19 protein-coding genes are annotated in these 21368 nt (G+C 31.4%); all 19 read right to left on the bottom strand.

Going from position 1 to position 21368, the window contains the following annotated elements:
- Positions 1-34: 34 nt before the first annotated feature.
- Complete coding sequence (locus FHG05_RS10485) at positions 35-1108, bottom strand: porin (protein ID WP_140997977.1); 1074 nt, start codon at positions 1106-1108, stop codon at positions 35-37.
- Positions 1109-1183: 75 nt separating this feature from the next.
- Positions 1184-2590 carry an AAA family ATPase gene (locus FHG05_RS10480; protein ID WP_140997976.1) on the bottom strand — a complete coding sequence of 469 codons (1407 nt, stop codon included), beginning with the start codon at positions 2588-2590 and terminating at the stop codon, positions 1184-1186.
- 4 nt (positions 2591-2594) lie between these two features.
- On the bottom strand, positions 2595-3425 hold the full coding sequence (locus FHG05_RS10475) for an ATP-binding cassette domain-containing protein (RefSeq protein ID WP_140997975.1): 831 nt from the start codon (positions 3423-3425) through the stop codon (positions 2595-2597).
- 4 nt (positions 3426-3429) lie between these two features.
- Complete coding sequence (locus tag FHG05_RS10470; RefSeq protein ID WP_130733159.1) at positions 3430-4200, bottom strand: ABC transporter permease; 771 nt, start codon at positions 4198-4200, stop codon at positions 3430-3432.
- A gap of 52 nt (positions 4201-4252) precedes the next feature.
- A complete protein-coding gene (locus tag FHG05_RS10465; RefSeq protein ID WP_140997974.1) occupies positions 4253-6067 on the bottom strand; it encodes an OmpA family protein in 1815 nt (604 codons plus the stop codon).
- Between the two features lie 27 nt (positions 6068-6094).
- The gene (locus FHG05_RS10460) at positions 6095-7216 is read right to left on the bottom strand and encodes a hypothetical protein (RefSeq protein WP_140997973.1); all 1122 of its coding nucleotides are present in this window, start codon (positions 7214-7216) and stop codon (positions 6095-6097) included.
- Positions 7217-7221: 5 nt separating this feature from the next.
- The gene (locus FHG05_RS10455; RefSeq protein ID WP_140997972.1) at positions 7222-7908 is read right to left on the bottom strand and encodes an OmpH family outer membrane protein; all 687 of its coding nucleotides are present in this window, start codon (positions 7906-7908) and stop codon (positions 7222-7224) included.
- A gap of 125 nt (positions 7909-8033) precedes the next feature.
- Positions 8034-9143 carry a tetratricopeptide repeat protein gene (locus FHG05_RS10450; RefSeq protein WP_140997971.1) on the bottom strand — a complete coding sequence of 370 codons (1110 nt, stop codon included), beginning with the start codon at positions 9141-9143 and terminating at the stop codon, positions 8034-8036.
- 71 nt (positions 9144-9214) lie between these two features.
- Entirely contained in the window at positions 9215-10072 is an 858-nt protein-coding gene (atpG, locus tag FHG05_RS10445) for an ATP synthase F1 subunit gamma (RefSeq protein ID WP_140997970.1), read from the bottom strand.
- Between the two features lie 74 nt (positions 10073-10146).
- Entirely contained in the window at positions 10147-11721 is a 1575-nt protein-coding gene (gene atpA, locus FHG05_RS10440) for a F0F1 ATP synthase subunit alpha (protein WP_140997969.1), read from the bottom strand.
- A gap of 44 nt (positions 11722-11765) precedes the next feature.
- Positions 11766-12299 (bottom strand): ATP synthase F1 subunit delta, encoded by a 534-nt coding sequence (atpH, locus tag FHG05_RS10435; protein ID WP_140997968.1) that lies wholly within the window; start codon positions 12297-12299, stop codon positions 11766-11768.
- A gap of 2 nt (positions 12300-12301) precedes the next feature.
- On the bottom strand, positions 12302-12802 hold the full coding sequence (locus tag FHG05_RS10430; protein ID WP_140997967.1) for a F0F1 ATP synthase subunit B: 501 nt from the start codon (positions 12800-12802) through the stop codon (positions 12302-12304).
- 87 nt (positions 12803-12889) lie between these two features.
- Positions 12890-13081 carry an ATP synthase F0 subunit C gene (gene atpE / locus FHG05_RS10425; protein ID WP_140997966.1) on the bottom strand — a complete coding sequence of 64 codons (192 nt, stop codon included), beginning with the start codon at positions 13079-13081 and terminating at the stop codon, positions 12890-12892.
- A gap of 39 nt (positions 13082-13120) precedes the next feature.
- A complete protein-coding gene (atpB, locus tag FHG05_RS10420; protein ID WP_140998060.1) occupies positions 13121-14305 on the bottom strand; it encodes a F0F1 ATP synthase subunit A in 1185 nt (394 codons plus the stop codon).
- Positions 14306-14419: 114 nt separating this feature from the next.
- Positions 14420-14815 carry a hypothetical protein gene (locus FHG05_RS10415; RefSeq protein ID WP_140997965.1) on the bottom strand — a complete coding sequence of 132 codons (396 nt, stop codon included), beginning with the start codon at positions 14813-14815 and terminating at the stop codon, positions 14420-14422.
- A gap of 29 nt (positions 14816-14844) precedes the next feature.
- Entirely contained in the window at positions 14845-15054 is a 210-nt protein-coding gene (locus tag FHG05_RS10410; protein ID WP_140997964.1) for an AtpZ/AtpI family protein, read from the bottom strand.
- 68 nt (positions 15055-15122) lie between these two features.
- The gene (locus FHG05_RS10405; protein WP_181369168.1) at positions 15123-17975 is read right to left on the bottom strand and encodes a TonB-dependent receptor; all 2853 of its coding nucleotides are present in this window, start codon (positions 17973-17975) and stop codon (positions 15123-15125) included.
- A gap of 310 nt (positions 17976-18285) precedes the next feature.
- The gene (locus FHG05_RS10400; protein WP_140997962.1) at positions 18286-18681 is read right to left on the bottom strand and encodes a bactofilin family protein; all 396 of its coding nucleotides are present in this window, start codon (positions 18679-18681) and stop codon (positions 18286-18288) included.
- Between the two features lie 37 nt (positions 18682-18718).
- Positions 18719-21319 (bottom strand): type IX secretion system periplasmic lipoprotein PorW/SprE, encoded by a 2601-nt coding sequence (gene porW / locus FHG05_RS10395; protein WP_140997961.1) that lies wholly within the window; start codon positions 21317-21319, stop codon positions 18719-18721.
- Positions 21320-21368: the final 49 nt, after the last annotated feature.

The raw sequence follows: 21368 nt of genomic DNA, 5'->3' as shown, positions 1-21368 counted from the left end.
AAAATAAATTGGCTCTTTTTTTTATTTTATTCTTTTAAAACTCAAAAGCCAAGGAAGTGGCTACAAAAAAGTTGGTTGTCGTTGTGCCTGTATCTTTTGTAAAAATAGGCTCATCTGAATCAAACCATTTTGCTTCCGTTCTTAATTTTAATTTAGAATTCGGGATAAAATCTATATTAAAAGAAGCGCCAAATACTTCAAAAGGAGCACCTACATCTACAATCACGTTCTCTTGATCTTCAAAATATTCTGCTCTAGCAGCTACATTCCATTTTTGAGAAATCGCATATTGTGTTATTAAAGTAATCGTTTTCCAATCTTGGAAATCATCTCCTGCTACGTTTCTTTGGTAACCCATATCGAAACCAGCAATTGTTTTCCATTTGTCATTCCAAGCATAGTCCACATACAAATCGTTGAAATATCTTGTTCTTAAAACATCTACTGCAACTGGTTCGTCTCCTATAAAAGTACTCCAGTTAATCGTTGTTTTATCGTTTGGAGTATACACTACTTGGGTTCCAAAAGTAGGCAAAGCTTTATTATTTGGTTTTTCAATACGTTGCCAACCATTGGTAGTAATAAAAGCTAAACTCCAAGAATCATTAGGCGTATACTTATATTTTACACCTGTGAAATAAAAAGGAGAACTTTCAGCCATAATCGAACGTGTTAAGGTAAGATTAGAGAAGGTAGATGCGGATTCAAAACCAATATAAGAAGGCATAATACCGGCTTCGACTACCTGTTTTTTATCTGAATCTAAATAAACCCCTAAATAGGCTTCATGAAATAATTTTAAACTTTCAGCGGTATAATTATCGTCTACATAAGTACCTGCTTGAATGGCAATATTAGCATACACATTTTCATAACTAATTGTAGAACGTAACATTCCCATATTAATATTAAATTCATTATGTCTACTGTGATTGTAAATCCATCCTAAACGAGTAGGTGTCGTAGGTTGATTGAAATCGTAGCCATAAAACGCTTCCAAATATCCAGAAACATCAATTTTTACTTTACTTTCTTCTGGATTTGTTTCTTGAGCGAAAACACCCGTTGTAATAACTAAAAATAGGGCTTTTAAAAAATTCTTATTCATTGTATACAATTAATTTAGATAGAAAATTGGATGGGTTTATCCAATTCAAGTGGGTTAAAAAATGGCTTTTTTATTTTATTCTTCTTGTTTTTTATAAAAGACTTGCGCTACTGTTTCCATAGGTTCTGGAATGTCTTCTTCTGTAATGGTACGCAATGCTTTTTTAGAAATTCTTTTTACCGTCACAATTCTATTGGCTTGTTTTTGAATCACTTTTTCAAAAACATTTCGAATAACTCTGGCATTTCCAAAACTATCGTCTCGTTTTTCAAATAACAGTTCAAACGTGTCTTTTAGTTTTTCTTTGGCTTCTTCTGTTAGGATAAAATCCGATTTTTTACAATAGATTTCAAAAATGGCAAATAATTCATCAGGTGAAAAATGATCAAAATGAAAATACCGATTAAAACGAGAACGCAATCCTGGATTGGAATCTATGAATACTTGCATCGGTTGGTCATATCCTGCTACCACAACTGCAAAATCATCTCGGAAATCTTCCATTCGTTTCAACAAGGTATTAACGGCTTCCGCACCGTAATCATTCCCTACATTCTGACTTAAAGCATAGGCTTCGTCAATAAATAAAACACCTCCTTTGGCTTCAGTGACTATCGCATCCACTTTGGTAGCTGTTTGACCCACATAACCTGCCACCATACCTTCCCGATCGGTTTCAATCATTTGTCCTTGAGATAAAAAATCCAATTGTTTGAAAATTCTTCCCAGTAAACGAGCTACCGTTGTTTTACCGGTTCCAGGAGGACCAAGAAAAACAGTATGCAAGGTAATTTCAATATTTTTTAATCCTTGAGACGTTCTTTTCTGTTGCACTTTTAAAAGGTTAACCAATTCCGAAACGTCTTTTTTTACATTTTCCAAACCGATTAATTCATGCAATTCCTCTAAGACTTTTTCTAAGGAATCGTTTTCCACTTCAAACCCTTGATGCAAATTAAAATTGACTCCTAAAATTGCAGTTGCATTTTGGCTTTTATGGATATCAAAGTCACAAACTAAAGCTAAAAAAGTAGCCAAAGTTTGATGCATTTCTTTCCATTTGGGATGCTTTTTTTGTTTTAGATATTGCAACAAATACGTTTTGCTTTGGTTTAAATCGAACAAAATATTTTCTTGTAGAATTTTGTTAAAATGACTTTTAAAAGCATTGGTTGCTACCAATTTATTTAAGCTTTCCAATTCCTTTTCGTCTGCAAAATGTTGATTTCGGATAGCATCATAATAATACGCCAATCCAAATTGCGCTTTTTCAGAAAGATTTTTCACTTTGCTAAAAACATAAATCAAATCTGAAAGAAATACTTTCTCCGTTTTTAATAAAAGTTTGTGATCGCCTTTTTGAGGCAACAATGTATTTATTTCCGAAATGGTTTGAGTTTCGTTATTTATAGCATCACAAACTGCTAATGCCTCTGAAGTTGCTTTTTTGAGTTGGTGAATATAATCTATTGTTATTGTCATAAAACTACGAAAGCATCATTTGGTTGATAATTTGTTTGGTTAAGTGTAAATGTTCTTCTCCAAATTCTTTCCAAGCCAAGCCCAATTCTCGTAAATCGAATTTTGCCACTATCGAACCGTATTTTTGTTTTTCACCGTTTACCGTTGGGTAACCAATAACATAGATTACTTGAGCCAGTTCTACTGCTAATTCAATATCGTGTGTAGAGAAAATAATGGTATTGTATTCTGAAGTAGAATTTAGTAAATCGAATGATTTTTTTACTTCAATAATATTTCCTACATCGAGTCCTGAAAAGGGTTCGTCCATAACAATAAACTGATCTGAAGAAAAAAGCTGTTCAATAATTGCTGTACGTTGTCTTTGTCCTCCTGACAATTCATTAGGATATTTATCCGCAAAATTATCTAAACCCCATTTGTGCAAATATTCGATTATTTTTTCTTCCTTTTCAGCATCCGTTAAACTCGTTTTTCGCAACGCGAATTTTAACGTCTGATGTACTGTTTTATGTCTAAACAGTGTATATTTTTGGTCCACAAAACCAATATCTCCTTCTTTAATTTCTTTGGCAGCACCTTCTTCATTGCTGGTAAAATCTTTAATTAAAATTTTTCCTGTTTTGGGATCCACCAAACCTGTCAATGCTTTAAAAAAAGTAGATTTTCCTCTTCCAGAACGACCTACTACAGCAATCACTTGAGACGTACTGTTATGTCCTTCCCTAACCACATCTTTTTCAACAAGATTAATATCTTTTATAATAACGGTGTCACCATAAGCAACACTAAGATTTTCCACATATAAAAGCGTTTCTTTGTATTCGAAATCCATAAGTTTATATTTTAGAGTATCTAAAAAGTGCTCTTCTTAAAAAGTTAATAAACCAATCTAAGGACAACCCAATTAATAAAATAATAATTTGTAATGCGATGATTCTTCCATGATTCATGAACTTATCCGAATTTTTAATTAAAAATCCAAGTCCGCCCGAAGCTACTACTATTGATTCAACCGTTACAAGCATCATCCAAGTAATCGCTAGATTTTGACGAATCACATCAATTACATAATCTAGTCTTCCTAATACAATAACTTGCCAAAGCACTTCAAAACGATTGCATTTTAACGTTTTAGCATGATCAAATTCTTCCTGAGGAATATCTTTTACAACCGCAATTAAAGAGGTTGTTAAGAAAGTCGTTAAGAAAATGACCATAATCCAGATTTGCATGTTTCTAGCATCGTGAATGACCATAGCTACATAGAACGACAAACCAGTAAAGGGTAAAAAACGAAATTTAGTAACGAATTCTGAAACTGGTTTTAATAGCGGAATGGGCCAACTATACGCAAAAAGTAGCGCAATAGTGGTAGCTAAAAATATGGATAGAAAACACAATTTCAATGAATTGAAAATATGCACGACTAGTCCTTCATTATAGAGTTCCGAAAAACCTTTAAAAACTTGCTGAGGATTAGGAAACAAATGTTTTTCTCCTGATGTTCCTACAAACCATAACACTAGTAAAAGGACAATCCAAGCTACTAAAATTATCGTTTTCTTTGATTTTGAAATCGTCTGAAAAGGGGTAATTAATTGCATCATGTTATAATAAAAAGAGCTACCAAAATATTGATAGCTCTTACTTTTAGTTTATTTATTTCAATAAAGTAATCACTACTCTTCTGTTTTTAGCTTTTCCTTCAGCAGTACTGTTATCTGCAGTTGGTTCATTAGCTCCTTTACCATCAATCATTTGGAAACGATTCAATGGAATACCTTTCTTTCTTAAATAATCAACAACTGCTTCTGCTCTGTCTTTTGATAATTTAATGTTTGAATCTGGATTACCCACATTATCAGTATGCCCAACAATCGTTAATTTCGTATTTTCAGCCTGAATTAATAGGTTGTAAATTTTTTCCAATTCGCTAGAAGAACTTGTTGAAATTTGGGCACTACCCGTATTAAAGTTGATTCTCCATTCCCCTGAAGCCATTACTTCCGTTGCTTGTTCTGTATAATCTGCTTTTTCAGGAGCAGTAGATTGGATATCGTTAATATTTTTAAGGTAAAATAAATTTACAGCATCTTCATAAGCGGATACTTTACCTACGTTTTCATTAAATCCAAATGGATTCAACTCCGTTAAATAAGTCCCAACTTGGTTATAAACCGATTTATATCTATTTACGCCATCAGACAAACCAAAATATTGCATCGCATCCAAGTAATTGAATACTTTAGAACCACCCATATTATAGGTTAATCCGTTTTTAGTTCCTTGTTGGCCTTTGAACATATCATACCAATATTTAGGGCTTTCCATTTGGTATGTATCCGTAACCGCTTCAGAAGCTCTTACTCTCCAATCGTCATAATTTTTCATTTGATTAGAAGCTGTTAAAGCTGATTTTAAAATATTAGAAACAATCTCAGGATTTTGACTTGCCCATTCTTTTAAACCGATTAAAACGGTTGGCATTTGATTGTTAAATTCTTTGGTCGAAACAATATCTACAAAACCAGATAATTTATCAAAAACCAATTTATCACCAGGTGTCCAAGTAGCACAACCATCAATCTTTCTATTAACTGATTTTCCAGTTAATTTCCCATTTGAAACCTCTTTTAAAGAAACGGTCCAACCTGTAGTTTGTGATTTAATTAATTCTTCAGCTGATTTGATATAATCATCATTTTCTGAAGGATAAATATTAACTGCATCTGCATCATAAGTTGCTGGATCTGGGTTTACTTTTAAACCGTTAGCGAAACAATAGTTAACTGTAGTAACCCAGTCACCATCACCTAAAACCGCAGAAATAACAGCACCTTTCATAGTCTGTGGATCTGATTTCCAGCTTGGTGGTCCGATTAACTTATCTTCACCATAACTCATCCCTACAGCACCCATTACTTGTAAATGGTATTTGTCTTTGCCGTATTTTTCGTCTAATGATTTTTGCACCGAACTGATATAAAAAGGAGCTCCGTCACCCATGATCATTACAGCAAATGCACTTTTATCTGATGTTGGAAATTTAGCACCTTGATCAAATTCTTCAATAAATTTCATTTGCATATTGCGTAATTCAGACAACCAATCTTGACGAATGATTTCTAAGTTTACACCATTTTTTTCCATTAAGGACCCTTTTGTTGTTTTTGGTCCACCATTAGAAACAATAATTCCAGATTGTGCATTCCAAGCATAACCCGCAATTCTTACTAAAGGTTTATTGCTTACTTCGTTTGAAATATCTTTTGTAGGCAATTCAATTTTATCTGCATTTACTACATTGTTTACTTCCACTTTGTCTAAAGTAATTCCATCTAATTTCTTTGAAACTTCAGTTCTAAGTCCTGGAGATAAAAAATAGATTGCTCCTAATATCCCACCAATACCAAGAATAACAATAAGTAATTCTGATAACGTCGTTAGTTTATTTGTTCTAAGAATTTTTCCCATTATATATAAAAGATTTAGTTTTGGTTGTTAAAATATATCGCCAAAGCCACCAGCATTTTGCTTATCTTCTTTGGACATTTTGTAATTTGGATTCGAATATTTAGTTGAATCTGGGATGGTATTGTCTCCCGTTTTAATTTTATCTGCTAAAGAATCTAAACGAGAGTATAATTCATCATTATCCACTGAATATTGAGACGTTAAAGTGTCTATATCTAATAAATTTTCAGATGTTCTTGCAATATCTTGAGCAATGGTTGAAGTTACTACTTCTAATGCATACTCTAATTCCCAGTCTTTGGTAAACATCATGGCATTTTTAGCACTTTCTGTAGCTGCCTTTGCATTTTTAGCAAATTCATACTCTTTTCTAAGCATTGTAATTGTGGCATCAAAATCGGCAATCTTAATATCTATAGCTGTTCCGGCTAAAGTTAATTTTCGATCCATTTTACCTAAGACATTAGCTCGCACACCATATTTTTGAATAAAACTTTTACTTTGTTCATATTGATTTGAAATACGTTGCGAATTACTTAATTTCTTAGCCAATTCACTTTGCAAGGCTACATATTCATCGGTATCTTTTGCTCCTGCACCGTGTTGTCTAACCATTTCATCCATCGCTGATTTTAACTTTTCAGATTGTCGTTGCAAGCTTAACAATTGTTCTTGGTAATCTTTGGCTTCCTTTTCAGATTTTGAAGCTTCCATTTCCATTTCATTTTTAAGCCCTTTTAGTTTTGCTTTGGTATTCTTAAAAACTTCACGGTTTTTAATCATTTTTTGTTTTTGTTCCTCTAATTCATTGAAAGGATTACTTTGAATTAAGGCTTTATGAATATTTTTAGCCGTAAAACGTAACGCTTTCATAATGACAGGGAACATAATTACTAAGAAAATCAAGAAAATAGCAGTGGCAGATAATGCAATTACTTGACCTAACATGGTAAATAAAGGAGGTATAATATAGGTCCAGGTTAAATAACCTCCAATTCCTAATAACCCAAGAGCGATTACCCAAAAAAGCCCTTTTTCTCCTTTTTTTAATGAATTTGCTTTTAATGCGATTTCACCTTTAGATTCATCAAAGTGCTTTAAAATTGGTAATTCTAATAAAGTACTTTTTTCTTGTTCGTATTTATTCATTGATTTTATAAGTATTGATTGATTCCACTTATGACTAAATTGATTGAATCGACAATTTTTTGCTTGGCAAAATTATTGGCTTCTATTTTTAATTGAAGTTCTCTAAGTTCTTGTTCGTTTTTACTATCGATATTTGCTAATAAAGATTTCTTTTCCTGTAATTCTTGCTGCATTTGAAGAATTTTGGCTTCCAAATCAGAAATAGAAGCTGTTAATGATGCTTTCTCTTTTTGAACCAAATTGCTTAAATCTTGTTTTTTTGCATTGCCAGTAGCATCATATTTAGTATGTACCTTGTTAATTTCTTCAATATAAAACTTTGATTTTTCTAATAAATATTCTTTCGTTAAATCAGGTTTTATAGATTTACCCATCATAAAAGCCATTTGATAACTTTGTGGGTTTGTAATTCCTACAGCTACCACAGATTTATACATTTCAAAAAAATCGAAATCATCTAAATTTAATGATTCAAATCCTTTTTCATATACGTCTAGAATTTCATTTACAAAAGGATTGGCAAAATTATCCTGAGATACTTGTGCTATTTTTGCTTCTGGAAATTTATTCGTTTGTGTACCAGAATTTGTCGTTTGTTGTGATGAATTTGATTTTGATGATTCCTCTTTTTTTGTAGTATTTTCAGATTCGTTTATAAATAAACTCTTCCAATTAAAACCTTCTTTTGACATGGATTACTTGTTATATTGTTCTTAATTATACGCAAAAACTTTGTTAAAGTTACAATTTTAATAAAATATTCATTTACTATTAAAAAATAAAAAATAAAAAAAGCCAATTAAATTGGCTTTCTATTTTAGTTTAATGATGCATTATGTCTTGATGTGAACCCTTTTTCTTTAAATTCTTCCATTAATTTTTCAGAATCTTTTACAATTTCTTCTCCATCCTTCTTGTCATAACCATTTTCAATAAGTCCTTGACCTTCTTTAATTGCTTTTTCAGGCTGATCTAAAAAGTAATAAATTTTACCTAAATTAAAATAGGCAGAATATCTAATTTTTTTACTGCCTTTATCATCATTTGGATACTTGTTCTTTAAAGATTCAAAATAAGCTATAAGCGGTTGTAACTTTTCTTCAGTTTCCGAAATAGGTGTAGTCGCTTTCATTTCGCTGAAGATAGTTTTTACGGCTTCAATCGCATCTTTTTGAATTTGTCCTTCTTCCTCTTTTGAATCTAAGATCCAAAGAATAAAGCGTTCTTCTTGAGGTTGAAAACCAAATTTAGCATTTAAGTGCTTATTTACATTGCTTTTCAAATAATTTATATAAGAATTGAGCTGCAACTTATAATTATTATATCTATTTAATTTATAATCTTTCTCAGCCTCGTAAGAAGTAGTAAATTCTTTACTTTCTATGCTAACGCTTTGAGAAACACTAAATGAAGCTTCACCATTAGCTGTTTTTGTTGAAGAAGAAGACAAAAATCTATTATTATTTCCCTTTTGATCTGGTTTTGTTTCTTGAGTAACAGTAAATGTAGTAGCAACATTTACGTTAGATTTTCCAGTATAACTACTTATTGCTTTATAAAGTTTATAGCTTTTTATAACTTTACCTTCTTTATTTTTTTCTTCAACCAATCGATTTGATATGGAAACGTTTTTCTCAATGAAATCTTCCATTCTAATGTTTACAGTTACTGTGGGTCTGTCATCAGAAAATTTCCATCCATGAATGATAATTTCATTAGTTATGCTTTGTGCATCTGGTCTATAACTAATATTATCCGCTATCTCAGTGTAAACATTATAAACTCTATCTTCTAAAGGGATATTATATATTGGCAATTGTTGGTATTCAGCAAAAACTGAAAAACGATCTAAATCCACTTTAGGAGCTTTTTGAGCAAATACAGTTGCTGTTAAACATGCAATTAAAAAAGTAAGTTTTTTATTCATATTATATAATCAAAAAACTCTTATTATCTTAATTTAAGACAATAAGAGTTGTATTTATAAATTGTTATTTATTAACTATTTAAAGCTTCAGCACCACCAACAATTTCAAGAATTTCTCCAGTAATAGCCGCTTGACGCGCTTTATTATAAGTTAATTTTAATTGATTTCTTAATGCTGTTGCATTATCGGTAGCTTTATGCATTGCTGTCATCCTAGCTCCGTGTTCCGATGCAAAAGAATCACGAACAGCTTTATATAATTGCGTTTTTAACGATTTTGGAATTAAAGTTAATACAATTTCTTCTTTCGAAGGTTCAAAAATATAATCAGATGAAATTTCTTCACCGCCTGAAATTGGTGCAAGTGGTAAAAATTGTTCTGTTTTAACAACTTGAGTGGCAGCATTTTTAAAATGATTGTAAACCAATTCAATTTTATCGTACTCACCAGCTACAAATTTGTCCATTAAAACCTGAGCTACATCAGCTACATTTTCAAAAGTTAATTGATCAAAAATGGCACTTTGATTCTCAACAACTTTATTGGTTTTCTTTAAAACATCATTTCCTTTTTTTCCAATTGCAAAAACATCAACTGTTTTTCCTTTATAAAATTCAGTACGACTTTTAACTTCTTTAATAACATTTGAGTTAAAAGCACCACATAAACCTCTGTTAGATGTTACGGCAACGATAAGAACTTTATTTACCTCTCTTTGTTCAGCAAAAGCTCCTCCAGTGTTTCCATCTAGAGTAGCACTTAAGTTTTGTAATAATTCCGTTAATTTTTCTGCATAAGGACGCATAGCTGTAATAGCATCTTGTGCTTTTTTAAGCTTAGCAGCAGAAACCATTTTCATCGCAGACGTAATCTGCATCGTAGATGAAACGGAACTAATTCTATTTCTAATTTCCTTTAAGTTTGCCATTTTTTTAATTTGTCAATTTGACAATTATCAATGTGTCAATTGATTAATCGACACATTGACTAATTGAAAATTAATTAATATTTTGCAGAAATTTCTTTTGCTACTTTAGCTAAAACATCAGTAATATTATCATCAAATTTACCTGCTTTTAATGCATCTAAAGTATCTCTGTGTTTTGCATTTAAATATGCTAAGAAATCTTTTTCAAATTCTTTTACTTTTTCAACTGGAACATCTTTTAATAAGTTTTTAGAACCAGCATAAATAATTGCAACTTGGTCTTCAACTGTAAATGGATCATTTACTGCTTGTTTTAAGATTTCTACGTTACGTTTTCCTTTTTCAATTACATTTAAAGTAACGGCATCTAAATCAGAACCAAATTTAGCGAAAGCTTCTAACTCACGGTATTGTGCTTGGTCTAATTTTAAAGTACCTGCTACTTTTTTCATTGATTTAATTTGAGCATTACCTCCTACACGAGATACAGAAATACCTACGTTAATTGCAGGACGAACCCCAGAGTTGAATAAATCTCCATCTAAGAAAATCTGTCCGTCAGTAATAGAGATAACGTTTGTTGGGATATATGCAGAAACGTCACCCGCTTGTGTTTCAATGATTGGTAAAGCTGTTAATGAACCACCACCTTTAACGATTGGTTTTAACGATTCTGGTAAATCGTTCATGTTTTTAGCAATATCATCATCGGCAATGACTTTAGCAGCACGCTCTAATAATCTTGAGTGTAAGTAGAATACGTCTCCAGGATAAGCCTCACGTCCTGGTGGTCTTCTTAATAATAAAGACACCTCACGGTAAGCTACCGCTTGTTTTGATAAATCATCATAAATGATTAATGCAGGACGACCTGTATCACGGAAATATTCTCCAATTGATGCACCAGCGAATGGAGCATAAACTTGCATAGCAGCAGGGTCAGAAGCATTAGCAGCAACAATTACTGTATAAGCCATAGCGCCTTTTTCCTCTAATGTTTTTGCAATTGCAGCAACTGTAGAGGCTTTTTGACCTACAGCTACATATATACAATATACTGGTTTCCCAGCATCATAAAATTCTTTTTGATTTAAGATGGTGTCAATACAAACTGTTGTTTTACCTGTTTGACGGTCACCAATAACTAACTCACGTTGTCCTCTACCCACTGGAATCATAGCATCAATTGCTTTGATACCTGTTTGTAATGGTTCTGTTACGGGTTGACGGAAGATAACTCCAGGAGCTTTTCTTTCTAAAGGCATCTCATATAACTCACCACCAATTGCACCTTTACCATCGATTGGGTTACCTAAAGTATCTACAACACGACCTACGATTTCTTCACCTACTTTAAGAGATGCAATACGTTGTGTTCTTTTTACATTTGAACCTTCTCTTACACCAGTAGATGGTCCTAATAATACCACACCAACATTGTCTTCTTCTAAGTTCAATACAATTCCTTCCAATCCATTATCGAATTGAACTAACTCACCGTATTGAGCATTAGACAATCCATACACACGTGCAATACCGTCACCTACTTGAAGTACTGTTCCAACTTCTTCTAATGAAGTACCAGATTGAAAACCTGATAATTGCTTTTTTAATATTGCTGATATCTCAGCAGGTTTAATTTCAGCCATTTTAATTTATAATTTTAACACTTAAAGAAGTGCGATCACTATTATTAATTACTAAACTCTCTTTTTAATTGTTGTAAACTATTTACAACAGAAGCATTATATTGTTTGTCACCTATTCGTAATACAAACCCACCAATAATAGATGGATCTACAATATTCTTAAGTGTTATTTTTTTATTTGAAAAACTAGCAATCTTAGCTAATACTTTTTCTTCTAAATCTTTTGTAATTGGAAATGCGGTAGTAACCACTGCAGTTTCCATATTATTCAATTCATCAAATAAAGTATTGTACTGTGAAGCAATTGTTGCTAAAATTTCGAATCTGCTATTTTCTTGTAGCAAACGAAATAATTCTTTAGTTTCTCCTTGTGCTGAAGCAAATACTTCAGATATAGCAGCAAACTTAGTAGGCCCTTTTACAACAGGACTTTTCAAAAAATCTTTCAATTCTTTGCTTTCTTTTACAGCAGCAACAATTTGTAACATATCGTTATTTACTTGTGCTGTTGTATTGTTTGCTTGTGCAATATCTAGAATAGCCTTAGCATATCGGATAGCTGCTCTACTGGTTGCCATAATTAACTTAATTTAGCATCATCTAACATTTTCTCAACTAATTTAGCTTGAGCGTCATTGTTAGCTAATTCTCCTTTTAATATTTTTTCTGCAATTTCTAAAGACAAAGTAGAAACCTGAGATTTAATTTCAGCCATAGCTGCATTTTTCTCACCTTCAATAGTTGCTTTTGCTTGAGCAATCATTTTTTCACCTTGTGCTTGTGCTTCTTCTTTAGCGTCTGCAATCATTTTTTCTTTAATTTCACGCGCTTCTTTAATCATGGTATCTCTCTCCGCACGAGCTTCTGCTAATAATTTCTCATTATCAGCTTTTAAATTTTGCATGTCTTTTTTAGCGTTTTCAGCTGCTAACAAAGCATTTTTAATTCCTTCTTCACGTTCTGTGATTGAGTTCATAATTGGTTTCCATGCAAATTTAGCTAATAAAATTAATAATATTACTAAAATTAATGCTTGCCAAAAAAACAATCCAAATGAAAAATCATTAATTAACTTATCCATTGTTGAAAATTATATTTATTCGTTTAATCTCTTTTTAAAAACAAGACCTGCAACCAACCGTTACAGATCTTTGTTTCTTTGTTTTAATTAAGCTGCGAAAAGTGCTGCGAAAGCAACCCCTTCTAATAAAGCCGCGATAATAATCATCGCAGTTTGAATTTTACCAGCAGCTTCTGGTTGACGTGCAATAGCATCCATTGCTGATCCACCAATTCTTCCTAAACCTAATCCAGCACCGATTACTACTAAACCTGCACCAATAATTCCTGGAATTGTCATAACTATTTGATTTATATATTAATTAAACTAAATTCTATTTTAAATAATTGCATTATCATGCTCTCCTAACATATCTTCACTATGGTGTTCATCATGATGATGATCTTGAACTGCCATACCGATAAATAAAGCCGATAACATTGTAAATACAAACGCTTGTAAAAACGCTACTAATATTTCGATAATTGAAATAAATAAGGTTAATCCAAAAAATGAAGGCCCAGCCACCCAGTTTTTGAAAATAAAAATTAAACCAATTAAACTCATTACTACTATGTGTCCTGCAGAAATATTTGCATAAAGACGTATCATAAGTGCAAAAGGTTTTGTTAACGTCCCTAATATTTCAATAGGGATTAATGCAATTTTCATTAAAACAGGAACATCTGGCATCCAAAAAATATGTTTCCAATAATCTTTGTTAGCACTAAATTGTGTTACAACATAAGTAAACAAAGCCAAACAAGCAGTTATTGCTATATTCCCAGTTACATTAATTCCTAGAGGTGTTAATCCAAATAAGTTTAGAATTAAAATAAAGAAAAATACAGTTAATAAATAACCCATAAATTTTCTATATTTTTTCTCACCAATATTTGGTAAAGCAACTTCATCACGAATAAAAATCACCAATGGCTCAAGCACTTTTCCAAAACCAGCTGGAAGAGGTCCTTTTCTGTAAGATTTAGCTAAACCTACAAATATGAAAAACATTAAAATTGCAGTTACTAGCATCGCTACTACATTTTTAGTTATTGAGAAATCCAATGGTTTTTCATTTGTTGGATGATGGTGCTCATCATAATTCAATTGTCCTTCCGCATTTGTTTTGTAAATTTTACCATGATGTAAGGCATAGTAATTCCCATCTACTTCAGCAATTTCTTCACCATGATGAAATTTCGAAGAAGAAAACAATTTTAAACCATTATCAATCAAGATGACTGGTAAAGGAAATCCATAATGTTTTCCTGTTTCCTCATCAGAGAAAAAAGTAAAATCATGAGAATCTTGTAAGTGATGATCGATGAAAGCTTTTATTTTAGATTTTTTATCAGTTGGCTCTGCTTCTTCATGTGATTCAGCGTGTGCAACATGAGATTCATGTGATGTTTCAGTAGCTACATGAGTAGAATCTGAAATGGTATTAGCAGAACTAAAAAATGGTAGTATCGCTACTGCGAAAGCTACAAATAAATGAAGTGGTCTTTTTGAAATCACCATAACGTTATAAAATGTTCTTTTTACGGTCGTTAAAAATTTTTGCAAAAGTACAATTTTAATTAATATTTCAAGTTTCTAAAATACTTTTTTTTGAGAATTTATCATTTTTTTTATCTAATAGTTGTTTTTGTTTAACAATCTCGCTGTAAAATAGACATCTATGCATAAAAAAAGGACAAACAAAATAAAAAAATAACCTTTCTCAAAAGTATTTACGGGTTCGTTTTGCAATACGGGTGCTATAAAAACATAACACGCAATCACTTTAATCGTTAACGTAACCAAAAAAACATAGCCTAAGATAGCTTCATTTTTATTTTTGACAAAATCATGAACCAATAATAAAATGGCACTACTAATGCTTAAAAAAGCAAAAATTTGATGGAGACTATACTGTGTTTTTTCAAAATCAGGCTCCCATTGGAAAACTGCAATTACTAATCTATTGGCTAAATAAATAATAATAAGAAATAAGATATATTGTAAGTATAATGCTTTATTGAATTTCATTTATGATTCTATTGATTGAATTGTTACTATTACTCTCCTTTATTAATTTGATTGACTTGCTTAATAACGAAATACAAAGCTACAAAGACACCCAATAAAATACTTAACTTTTGAATGTAATGAGTTTGGTATTTTTCATCTAAAAAAACACCTAAATAATTAAAGCCAAAAATCACAACTCCCATTTGAAAAGGAATCGTAAGTAATGCCAACCATTTATTGTACTTATTATTTTTCATCTCACAAATATAAAATAAAAAAGAGGTTGCAAAATACAACCTCTTTTAAAACTAATTCATCTTTTTATTTAAAATTCGTAACGAACGGTAAAGTTCCAAGTTCTTCCTAAACCAAAGAACGCATTGTTTCTTGTAGCTAAACCATTATACAAATTACCATTATCTCTAAAAGTAGCATTAGAAGGAGCTGATGGGTCATATGTACTTGGATCAACACTATCCGCTTGATAACTTGTGTTTGATTCAGAAATATATTTTCTATTTAAAATATTATCTACATTTAAACGTAAGTCTATAAAATTGGTAACATTTACTCTAAATCTGTAAGAAGCAAAAGCATCTGTAACCGCAAAACTTGGTAATCTTACAGGAGCTTTAAAAGCGAATACATCACCATAAAAAACAGGATCATATCTTTCTAAAGCTGGAGAAGAATACATTCGGTCTGAATACTTAATATTTGAACCTAATCTGAAATTCTTAAAGAATTCATATTCTGCTCCTAAAGAAGCCATTAATTGTGGAGCACCACCTATTTTTTGTCCATCAATCAAAAGAATTGAAGGTTCTAATAAATTACCACTTGTATCAGGTCTTAAATCTTGGAAAATTGCATTTGAGCTATATTTCCATTCACCAACAGATAATGTTCCGTTTAAGATTAATTTTCTAATTGGTGCAGCAGTAACATCTAGTTCAATTCCTCTATTTACTCTATTAATACCAGAAGTGGTACCAAAGTTTCCTAATTCTGGAGTATAATAAGGCGTTTCAGAATCTTTATGATCCGATGAATATGCACTAATATTTAAGCTCACACTTCTTGATCTAAAACCGTATCCTACCTCAATAGATTTGAATTTTTCATTTCTGTAATTCGGATTAATATCATTATTTAACCCACTATAAACGGTTACGAATACAGGTGGTCTAGATACAAAACCTGTATTTGCCCAAATGTTATGCTTTGAAGTTATATTAAAATTCACGCCAAATTTTGCATTGTAACCATCAATTGGTAATTCGCTTGTAGCAACGCTGTAGTTGTTATCAATATCATAGTTGTCAGATCCAGGAACAGATTCTTCATATTCTCCTAAAGTATAAGCAACTCTTTGAATAAATTGTCTATTAAATCCACCTTGTGCCAAGAAGTTAAATCTCCAAATATCCCATTCTATTTGAGCAAACGAACCTAAATAAGCAATTTTAGCGTCGTATTTATAATCAACTGGTGTTGCTCCTAAGTTTTTCTTAGTAAAATCTAAAATAGGTTCTGGTAATGCTGTGTTATTAGTATATAGTGAATAACTTGGAGTCGTAAAATAATCTGGATCGTAACCGTCTGCTCCAAATAAATCATTTACAATTCTTGTTTTATTGTACACTGTTTTACGCGCATCTAAACCATAGTTTAATTTTAAATTTTTTGTCAATTGTGTACTTAAATTTAAAATTCCACCATAAAAAGTTTGGTTGGTAATTTCTGACAATAATGAAATACCATTTGTTGTATTTGCTCCACTCCAAACCGAGTTAATATAATACAAATTGCCATCTACATCAGCATAGTTTGGGTCTCTTTGGTAATAAGATCCAAAATATTCCGCAACTTCACCTGAATTATATTGATTGATAAAATCTAAATCGATTTGACCCACTTCATTTGTTAATTGATTTCCAGAAGCCCCTAAAATTCTTCCTGAAAAATTGGTGCTTCCACTGGTTCCTTTAGAACCGTATAATTTTGCAGATAACTGCGTTTTATCTGTAAAGTTGATATCCCATTGAAAAATTCCCAATGGTTTGTGTCCAAAATTTACTTTAGTAGCATATTGTTCGTTATCCAAATAACCCCAATCACTATTGTATTTATAATTTGGATCGTCTACACCATTTCCTCTTTCAATGTAAGTAGCTAATGAAATATCAGACATTCTTTGATTGTGCCATTGTGGCGAACCAAACACTTTAAATTGAAAATCGTGTTTCCCTTTTTTATATCCTAAAGCTAAATAGTAGGAATACGCTTCAAAGTTGGTAGCCGCTACATATCCATCTCCAGAAGTAGCACTTAGTAAAACATTTGCAGAAAATCCACTTTTTAATAATCCTGTTGCATACGATCCTACAAATTTTCTATACCCATTATTTCCAGTAGCGTTGTATAAAAATCCTCCTTTATCATAATTAGCATCTCTCAAAATCATATTAAAAGTACCTGCAACAGAAGAGTTTACTAATTTAGAAGCTCCTAAACCTCTTTGCAACTGAATCGAAGAAGCCACATCATTCATAGAAGCAATATTAGCCCAATCCACAATACCTGCTTCTAAGTCATAAACAGGGATACCATCGATCATTGGAGAAATATTATTTTGTTCAAAACCTCTAACATTCATTCTAGTATCGCCGTAACCGCCTCCAACTCTTGAAGTATATACTCCAGGCATATGGCTCGTTAATTCAATAAAGTCTTTATTAGAAACTTTTTCACGCATTTCGTAATTTCTCATCGTAGAGGAAGAGATAGGTGTTTTTCTATCTTTGATAACGTCGATACTTGAGGTTGTTACGATAATGTCTCTTTCGGTAACTGTATTTTCTTCCAAGTAAATAATTCCTAAATCAATTGTAGACTCATCTCCTTTACCATAAAATGGAAAAGATTTAGAAATAAATCCATTCATAGAAACTTCTACTGTACCATAGGTTTTAGTAGTAGTCAAAGAAAATGTACCGTCAAAATCTACCGTAGCTTGATCAACAGCAGTAGTTCCATCTGCACTAATAGTTACTAATGCGCCAAACAAAGAAAGTTTTTCTTTGTCATCTTTCACCACTCCTTTAAATTTTGTTTGAGAGAACCCTTGAAAGGAAACTAATAGTAATAATAGTAAATAGCCAATAATTTTTTTCATAAAACTCATTTTTTAAAACGAGTGCAAAGTTTGTCTTAAAAAAAATTTAAAAAAAAATTGGATTATTTAACAAAATAACATTGTCTTGTGATTTTTTTATTTATTGACAATTAAAATGCTTTTTTTGTGTTAATTTTTTATTCTTACAAAAGAAATCATTTTATCAAAAAATGAAATATCAATTTTTTATGCCATTTTTTTAATAAGAATACAAAAGTAGAAATAGGGCTTAATTTTTTTTAAAATAGTCTAAAAACAACAAAAAGCCTTCAATTTGAAGGCTTTTTGTTGTTAAAAAGTGTTAATTTTTCTATTTTTTATCTCCTTTTGGAGTATCAACTAATGGCTTTTGTGTCGATTTCATAGAGCAAGTTGCTTCAAAAACAGCTCCAGATTCCACTGAAAGTCTACTAACTACTACATCACCTTTTATATGTGCAGTAGATTTAACTGTTAAAAGTTCGTCTACCTCTAATTTACCAGTATACTTACCTTCTACATCTACGTTTTTACATTTAATATCACCTTGAACTTCTCCTGATGTTCCGATAACTAATTTTCCTCCGGAAGTATAGTTTCCAATTAATGTTCCATCTAGTCTAAAGTCTTCTTTGGTTTCAATATCTCCTCTAATGACTGTTCCTTGGACTATTCTGTTTGTTTTTCCTAATGGGTTACTTTCTGGTGCTTTATTTTTATCAAACATAGCTTGTTGCGTTTTGGGGGTTTATTTATGTTGTTTTTTATTTAATCCATTCTTGAAGCTTCTTCTTTACTTGAATAATTTTATAATCGTCTGAAGAAATTACATAAACTTGATCTTTAATTTTGTAATCTTTATATTCCTGCAATACACTTAAAGTAGCACGAGCTACTTCTTCTGTAATTAAACCATGTATTACAACAAAATTTTCTTCTAAGGTATAAATATCTACTGAGCGTTTTAGATCATCATTTCTTCTGGCTGCTAAATATTTATCTATTTTTTCAATCAACTTATTTGTACTTTCTTCCTCACCGTTAGTATTTTTAGGAAAAACTAATTTCCATGTACTGGTTGGTGAAGTATCAAATTGCAAAGCTTCTAACTTAGGAATATGATTTCGTAATAAATCCTCTGCTTCTTTGCCTTCATCAGTATTAGGATAAGTTAGCGCTACATCATTTAGGGCTTTTTTATATTCCTCAACTCCTTTCAATCTTCCAACAACATTGGCCTTCAACATTTCAAATTTAGGTAACGATTCTTCACCAATATATTGTTCAATTCTTTGTTGTACTTCTTCATAAACCTCTCTAAGTTGGTTTTCAGTATATTTTTTATACAATTTATTGAAAACTATTTCGGGTCGGGTATCATCTTCAATAGATAAAGAAGGGTCTTTTAAAATTTGAGCATAGCGTGTATCAGGATATTCTGCAATAATTTGTTCTTTATAGGTAGCCGCTTTTGCTGGGTTTATAATTTCATATATTTTGAACAAATTATATTTTGCAGGTAAAATTAATCGCTCTTCTGGATTATTTTTAAGTAATTGTTCTAATCGATTAGCAGCCAATTGATATTCTTTAAATTTTTCTTTGTATATCGTACCTAGCTGAAAATAGGCAAAATTTCTGTCTTTTGCCAAACTATCTATGAGTGTTTGTCTTTTAGGCAACTTATTTAAATAGTAGGTTACTTCATATTCTGGTTTAGTAATTGCAATTACTAATGAAGAATCTTTAGTTGTTACTTCATTTTCACCAGCTCCATTTTCAACATCATTTAAAGAAGCATTGGTTTTATTGTCCTCTAATTTCCAATTTTCTTTCCATTTTTTCTTTCCCCATTTATTCTGGAAGTCTTTTTTCCCATAGGCAACTGTCACTGGGTTATAAAAATAGAATGTACTTTGATCTTCTATTCCCATAGGAGGAAAATTCCCTGGAGGCATATTCCCATTTGGTTTAAGAGCAGCCGTATTTGCCAAGGCTTGGTTTTCTTGTTTTATAGCTTCTTTCTCAGCTTTTTCTGCTTCAATTTTAGCTTGAAGAGAATCTGCAATTTTTATTTTTTGAATATGAGCTTCAAAATAATTTTTTCTTTCTAATTCTCCCATGGCAACTATAGCTAAAATACTATCGTTATCGTGTGCTATGGTTTCGTATTTGATAACGTCTTCTAAATTATCTCTTTTCTTTTTAAACTTTCGATATTCTTTTGTTCTATTATCCAAATGAATTAGAGTACTATCATAATATTGTCCCGCTAATTTATATTGCGCTTCTTTGAAGTACATTTCTCCAATATTTCTATAATTAGAAGCATTTAAATAACGGTCTTGAGAGACTGTTCGCAAAGACTTATTGTACCATTTTTGAGCGGTAGAATCGATTTCTAATTGGTCATAAAAAAGACCCATTTGATGGTATAAAACATCTAAATAAGGTCTGTTTTCTCTATCTTCTATAAGTTTGTTAAATTTTTCAGTAAAAAGTAATGTGTCACCATTTTTGTAATCAAACTGAGCTGCTTGTCTTGCATGTGCTTGTATGACATATCTCCTTGGAGACTTTCTATTCATATCAATTACTTCCTGAAAACTTGCAAAAGCACTATCCTTGTAAGTTAAAGACTCATATAACTGACCTAAAATAAATGCATATCTAGCTTTTTGTTCTTTATTCTTCGTATTTTCTTTTGCTATTTTTAAGGTCGCAACTGCACTATCATTTGAGCCTGTTTTCATATAGGCTTCTGTTAACATGGCATTCGCATCTGCTAAGTCTTGCCCTTCTATTTTATCATCTTCTAAAAGCTTTTTAAGATTTTCAATGGCAGTTTCGTCATTATCTAAACGAATATTAACCTTTTCTCTCCATACTTTTGCATGATAAATCTTATCACTTGTAGGGTATTTATATAAAATGTAGTTGAGTGCTTCCAAAGAAGGTAAATAGCGATTGTCATAATATCTTGCTTTTCCAAGCAAAAGATAAGCTTCATCCATTTGCGGATTTTTTTCCTTACCTTTTATATTCATAGAATGTTTTTGAATCGCTTTTACCGCTTTTTCTTCTGCTCTTTCAAAATTTGGATTTTTTTTATCACCAGGCATTAAATCCTCTTCTTTTATACCCATTCGTTCAACAGGTAATATTTCCCAAAAATTATCTTTGTAAGTCAGTACTAATTCAGCTTTCCCAGCTTCTAATGCCAAATTACCATTGTACAGAATATTATATTCTGTAGTTATAGCATGAAAATTTCTATTGATAAACTTATCTTTTTTAACTGAACAAGCAATTAAAAAGAAAAGAAAACCAATAATAAATGAATATTTAAGTATATTGTTTTTCAAGATGAAACGCTTTAATTCTTTAACTACAATTTTCTCTTTTTAGTATAAA

Origin of the sequence: Flavobacterium profundi, assembly GCF_006491645.1 — a bacterium.
Classification (GTDB): Bacteria; Bacteroidota; Bacteroidia; order Flavobacteriales; family Flavobacteriaceae; genus Flavobacterium; species Flavobacterium profundi.
The sequence above is the reverse complement of the archived record's forward strand: the minus strand, read 5'-3'. Positions and strand labels throughout refer to the sequence as shown.

Coding starts and splice junctions, on each gene's coding strand:
- FHG05_RS10450 (WP_140997971.1), bottom strand. CDS start 9,143: ATGAATAAAAAACTTACTTTTTTAATTGCATGTTTAACAGCAACTGTA.
- FHG05_RS10410 (WP_140997964.1), bottom strand. CDS start 15,054: ATGAAAAATAATAAGTACAATAAATGGTTGGCATTACTTACGATTCCT.
- FHG05_RS10400 (WP_140997962.1), bottom strand. CDS start 18,681: ATGTTTGATAAAAATAAAGCACCAGAAAGTAACCCATTAGGAAAAACA.
- FHG05_RS10460 (WP_140997973.1), bottom strand. CDS start 7,216: ATGAATAAATACGAACAAGAAAAAAGTACTTTATTAGAATTACCAATT.
- FHG05_RS10485 (WP_140997977.1), bottom strand. CDS start 1,108: ATGAATAAGAATTTTTTAAAAGCCCTATTTTTAGTTATTACAACGGGT.
- FHG05_RS10480 (WP_140997976.1), bottom strand. CDS start 2,590: ATGACAATAACAATAGATTATATTCACCAACTCAAAAAAGCAACTTCA.
- atpG (WP_140997970.1), bottom strand. CDS start 10,072: ATGGCAAACTTAAAGGAAATTAGAAATAGAATTAGTTCCGTTTCATCT.
- FHG05_RS10475 (WP_140997975.1), bottom strand. CDS start 3,425: ATGGATTTCGAATACAAAGAAACGCTTTTATATGTGGAAAATCTTAGT.
- atpE (WP_140997966.1), bottom strand. CDS start 13,081: ATGACAATTCCAGGAATTATTGGTGCAGGTTTAGTAGTAATCGGTGCT.
- atpH (WP_140997968.1), bottom strand. CDS start 12,299: ATGGCAACCAGTAGAGCAGCTATCCGATATGCTAAGGCTATTCTAGAT.
- FHG05_RS10405 (WP_181369168.1), bottom strand. CDS start 17,975: ATGAAAAAAATTATTGGCTATTTACTATTATTACTATTAGTTTCCTTT.
- FHG05_RS10415 (WP_140997965.1), bottom strand. CDS start 14,815: ATGAAATTCAATAAAGCATTATACTTACAATATATCTTATTTCTTATT.
- FHG05_RS10430 (WP_140997967.1), bottom strand. CDS start 12,802: ATGGATAAGTTAATTAATGATTTTTCATTTGGATTGTTTTTTTGGCAA.
- atpB (WP_140998060.1), bottom strand. CDS start 14,305: ATGGTGATTTCAAAAAGACCACTTCATTTATTTGTAGCTTTCGCAGTA.
- atpA (WP_140997969.1), bottom strand. CDS start 11,721: ATGGCTGAAATTAAACCTGCTGAGATATCAGCAATATTAAAAAAGCAA.
- FHG05_RS10455 (WP_140997972.1), bottom strand. CDS start 7,908: ATGTCAAAAGAAGGTTTTAATTGGAAGAGTTTATTTATAAACGAATCT.
- FHG05_RS10465 (WP_140997974.1), bottom strand. CDS start 6,067: ATGGGAAAAATTCTTAGAACAAATAAACTAACGACGTTATCAGAATTA.
- FHG05_RS10470 (WP_130733159.1), bottom strand. CDS start 4,200: ATGATGCAATTAATTACCCCTTTTCAGACGATTTCAAAATCAAAGAAA.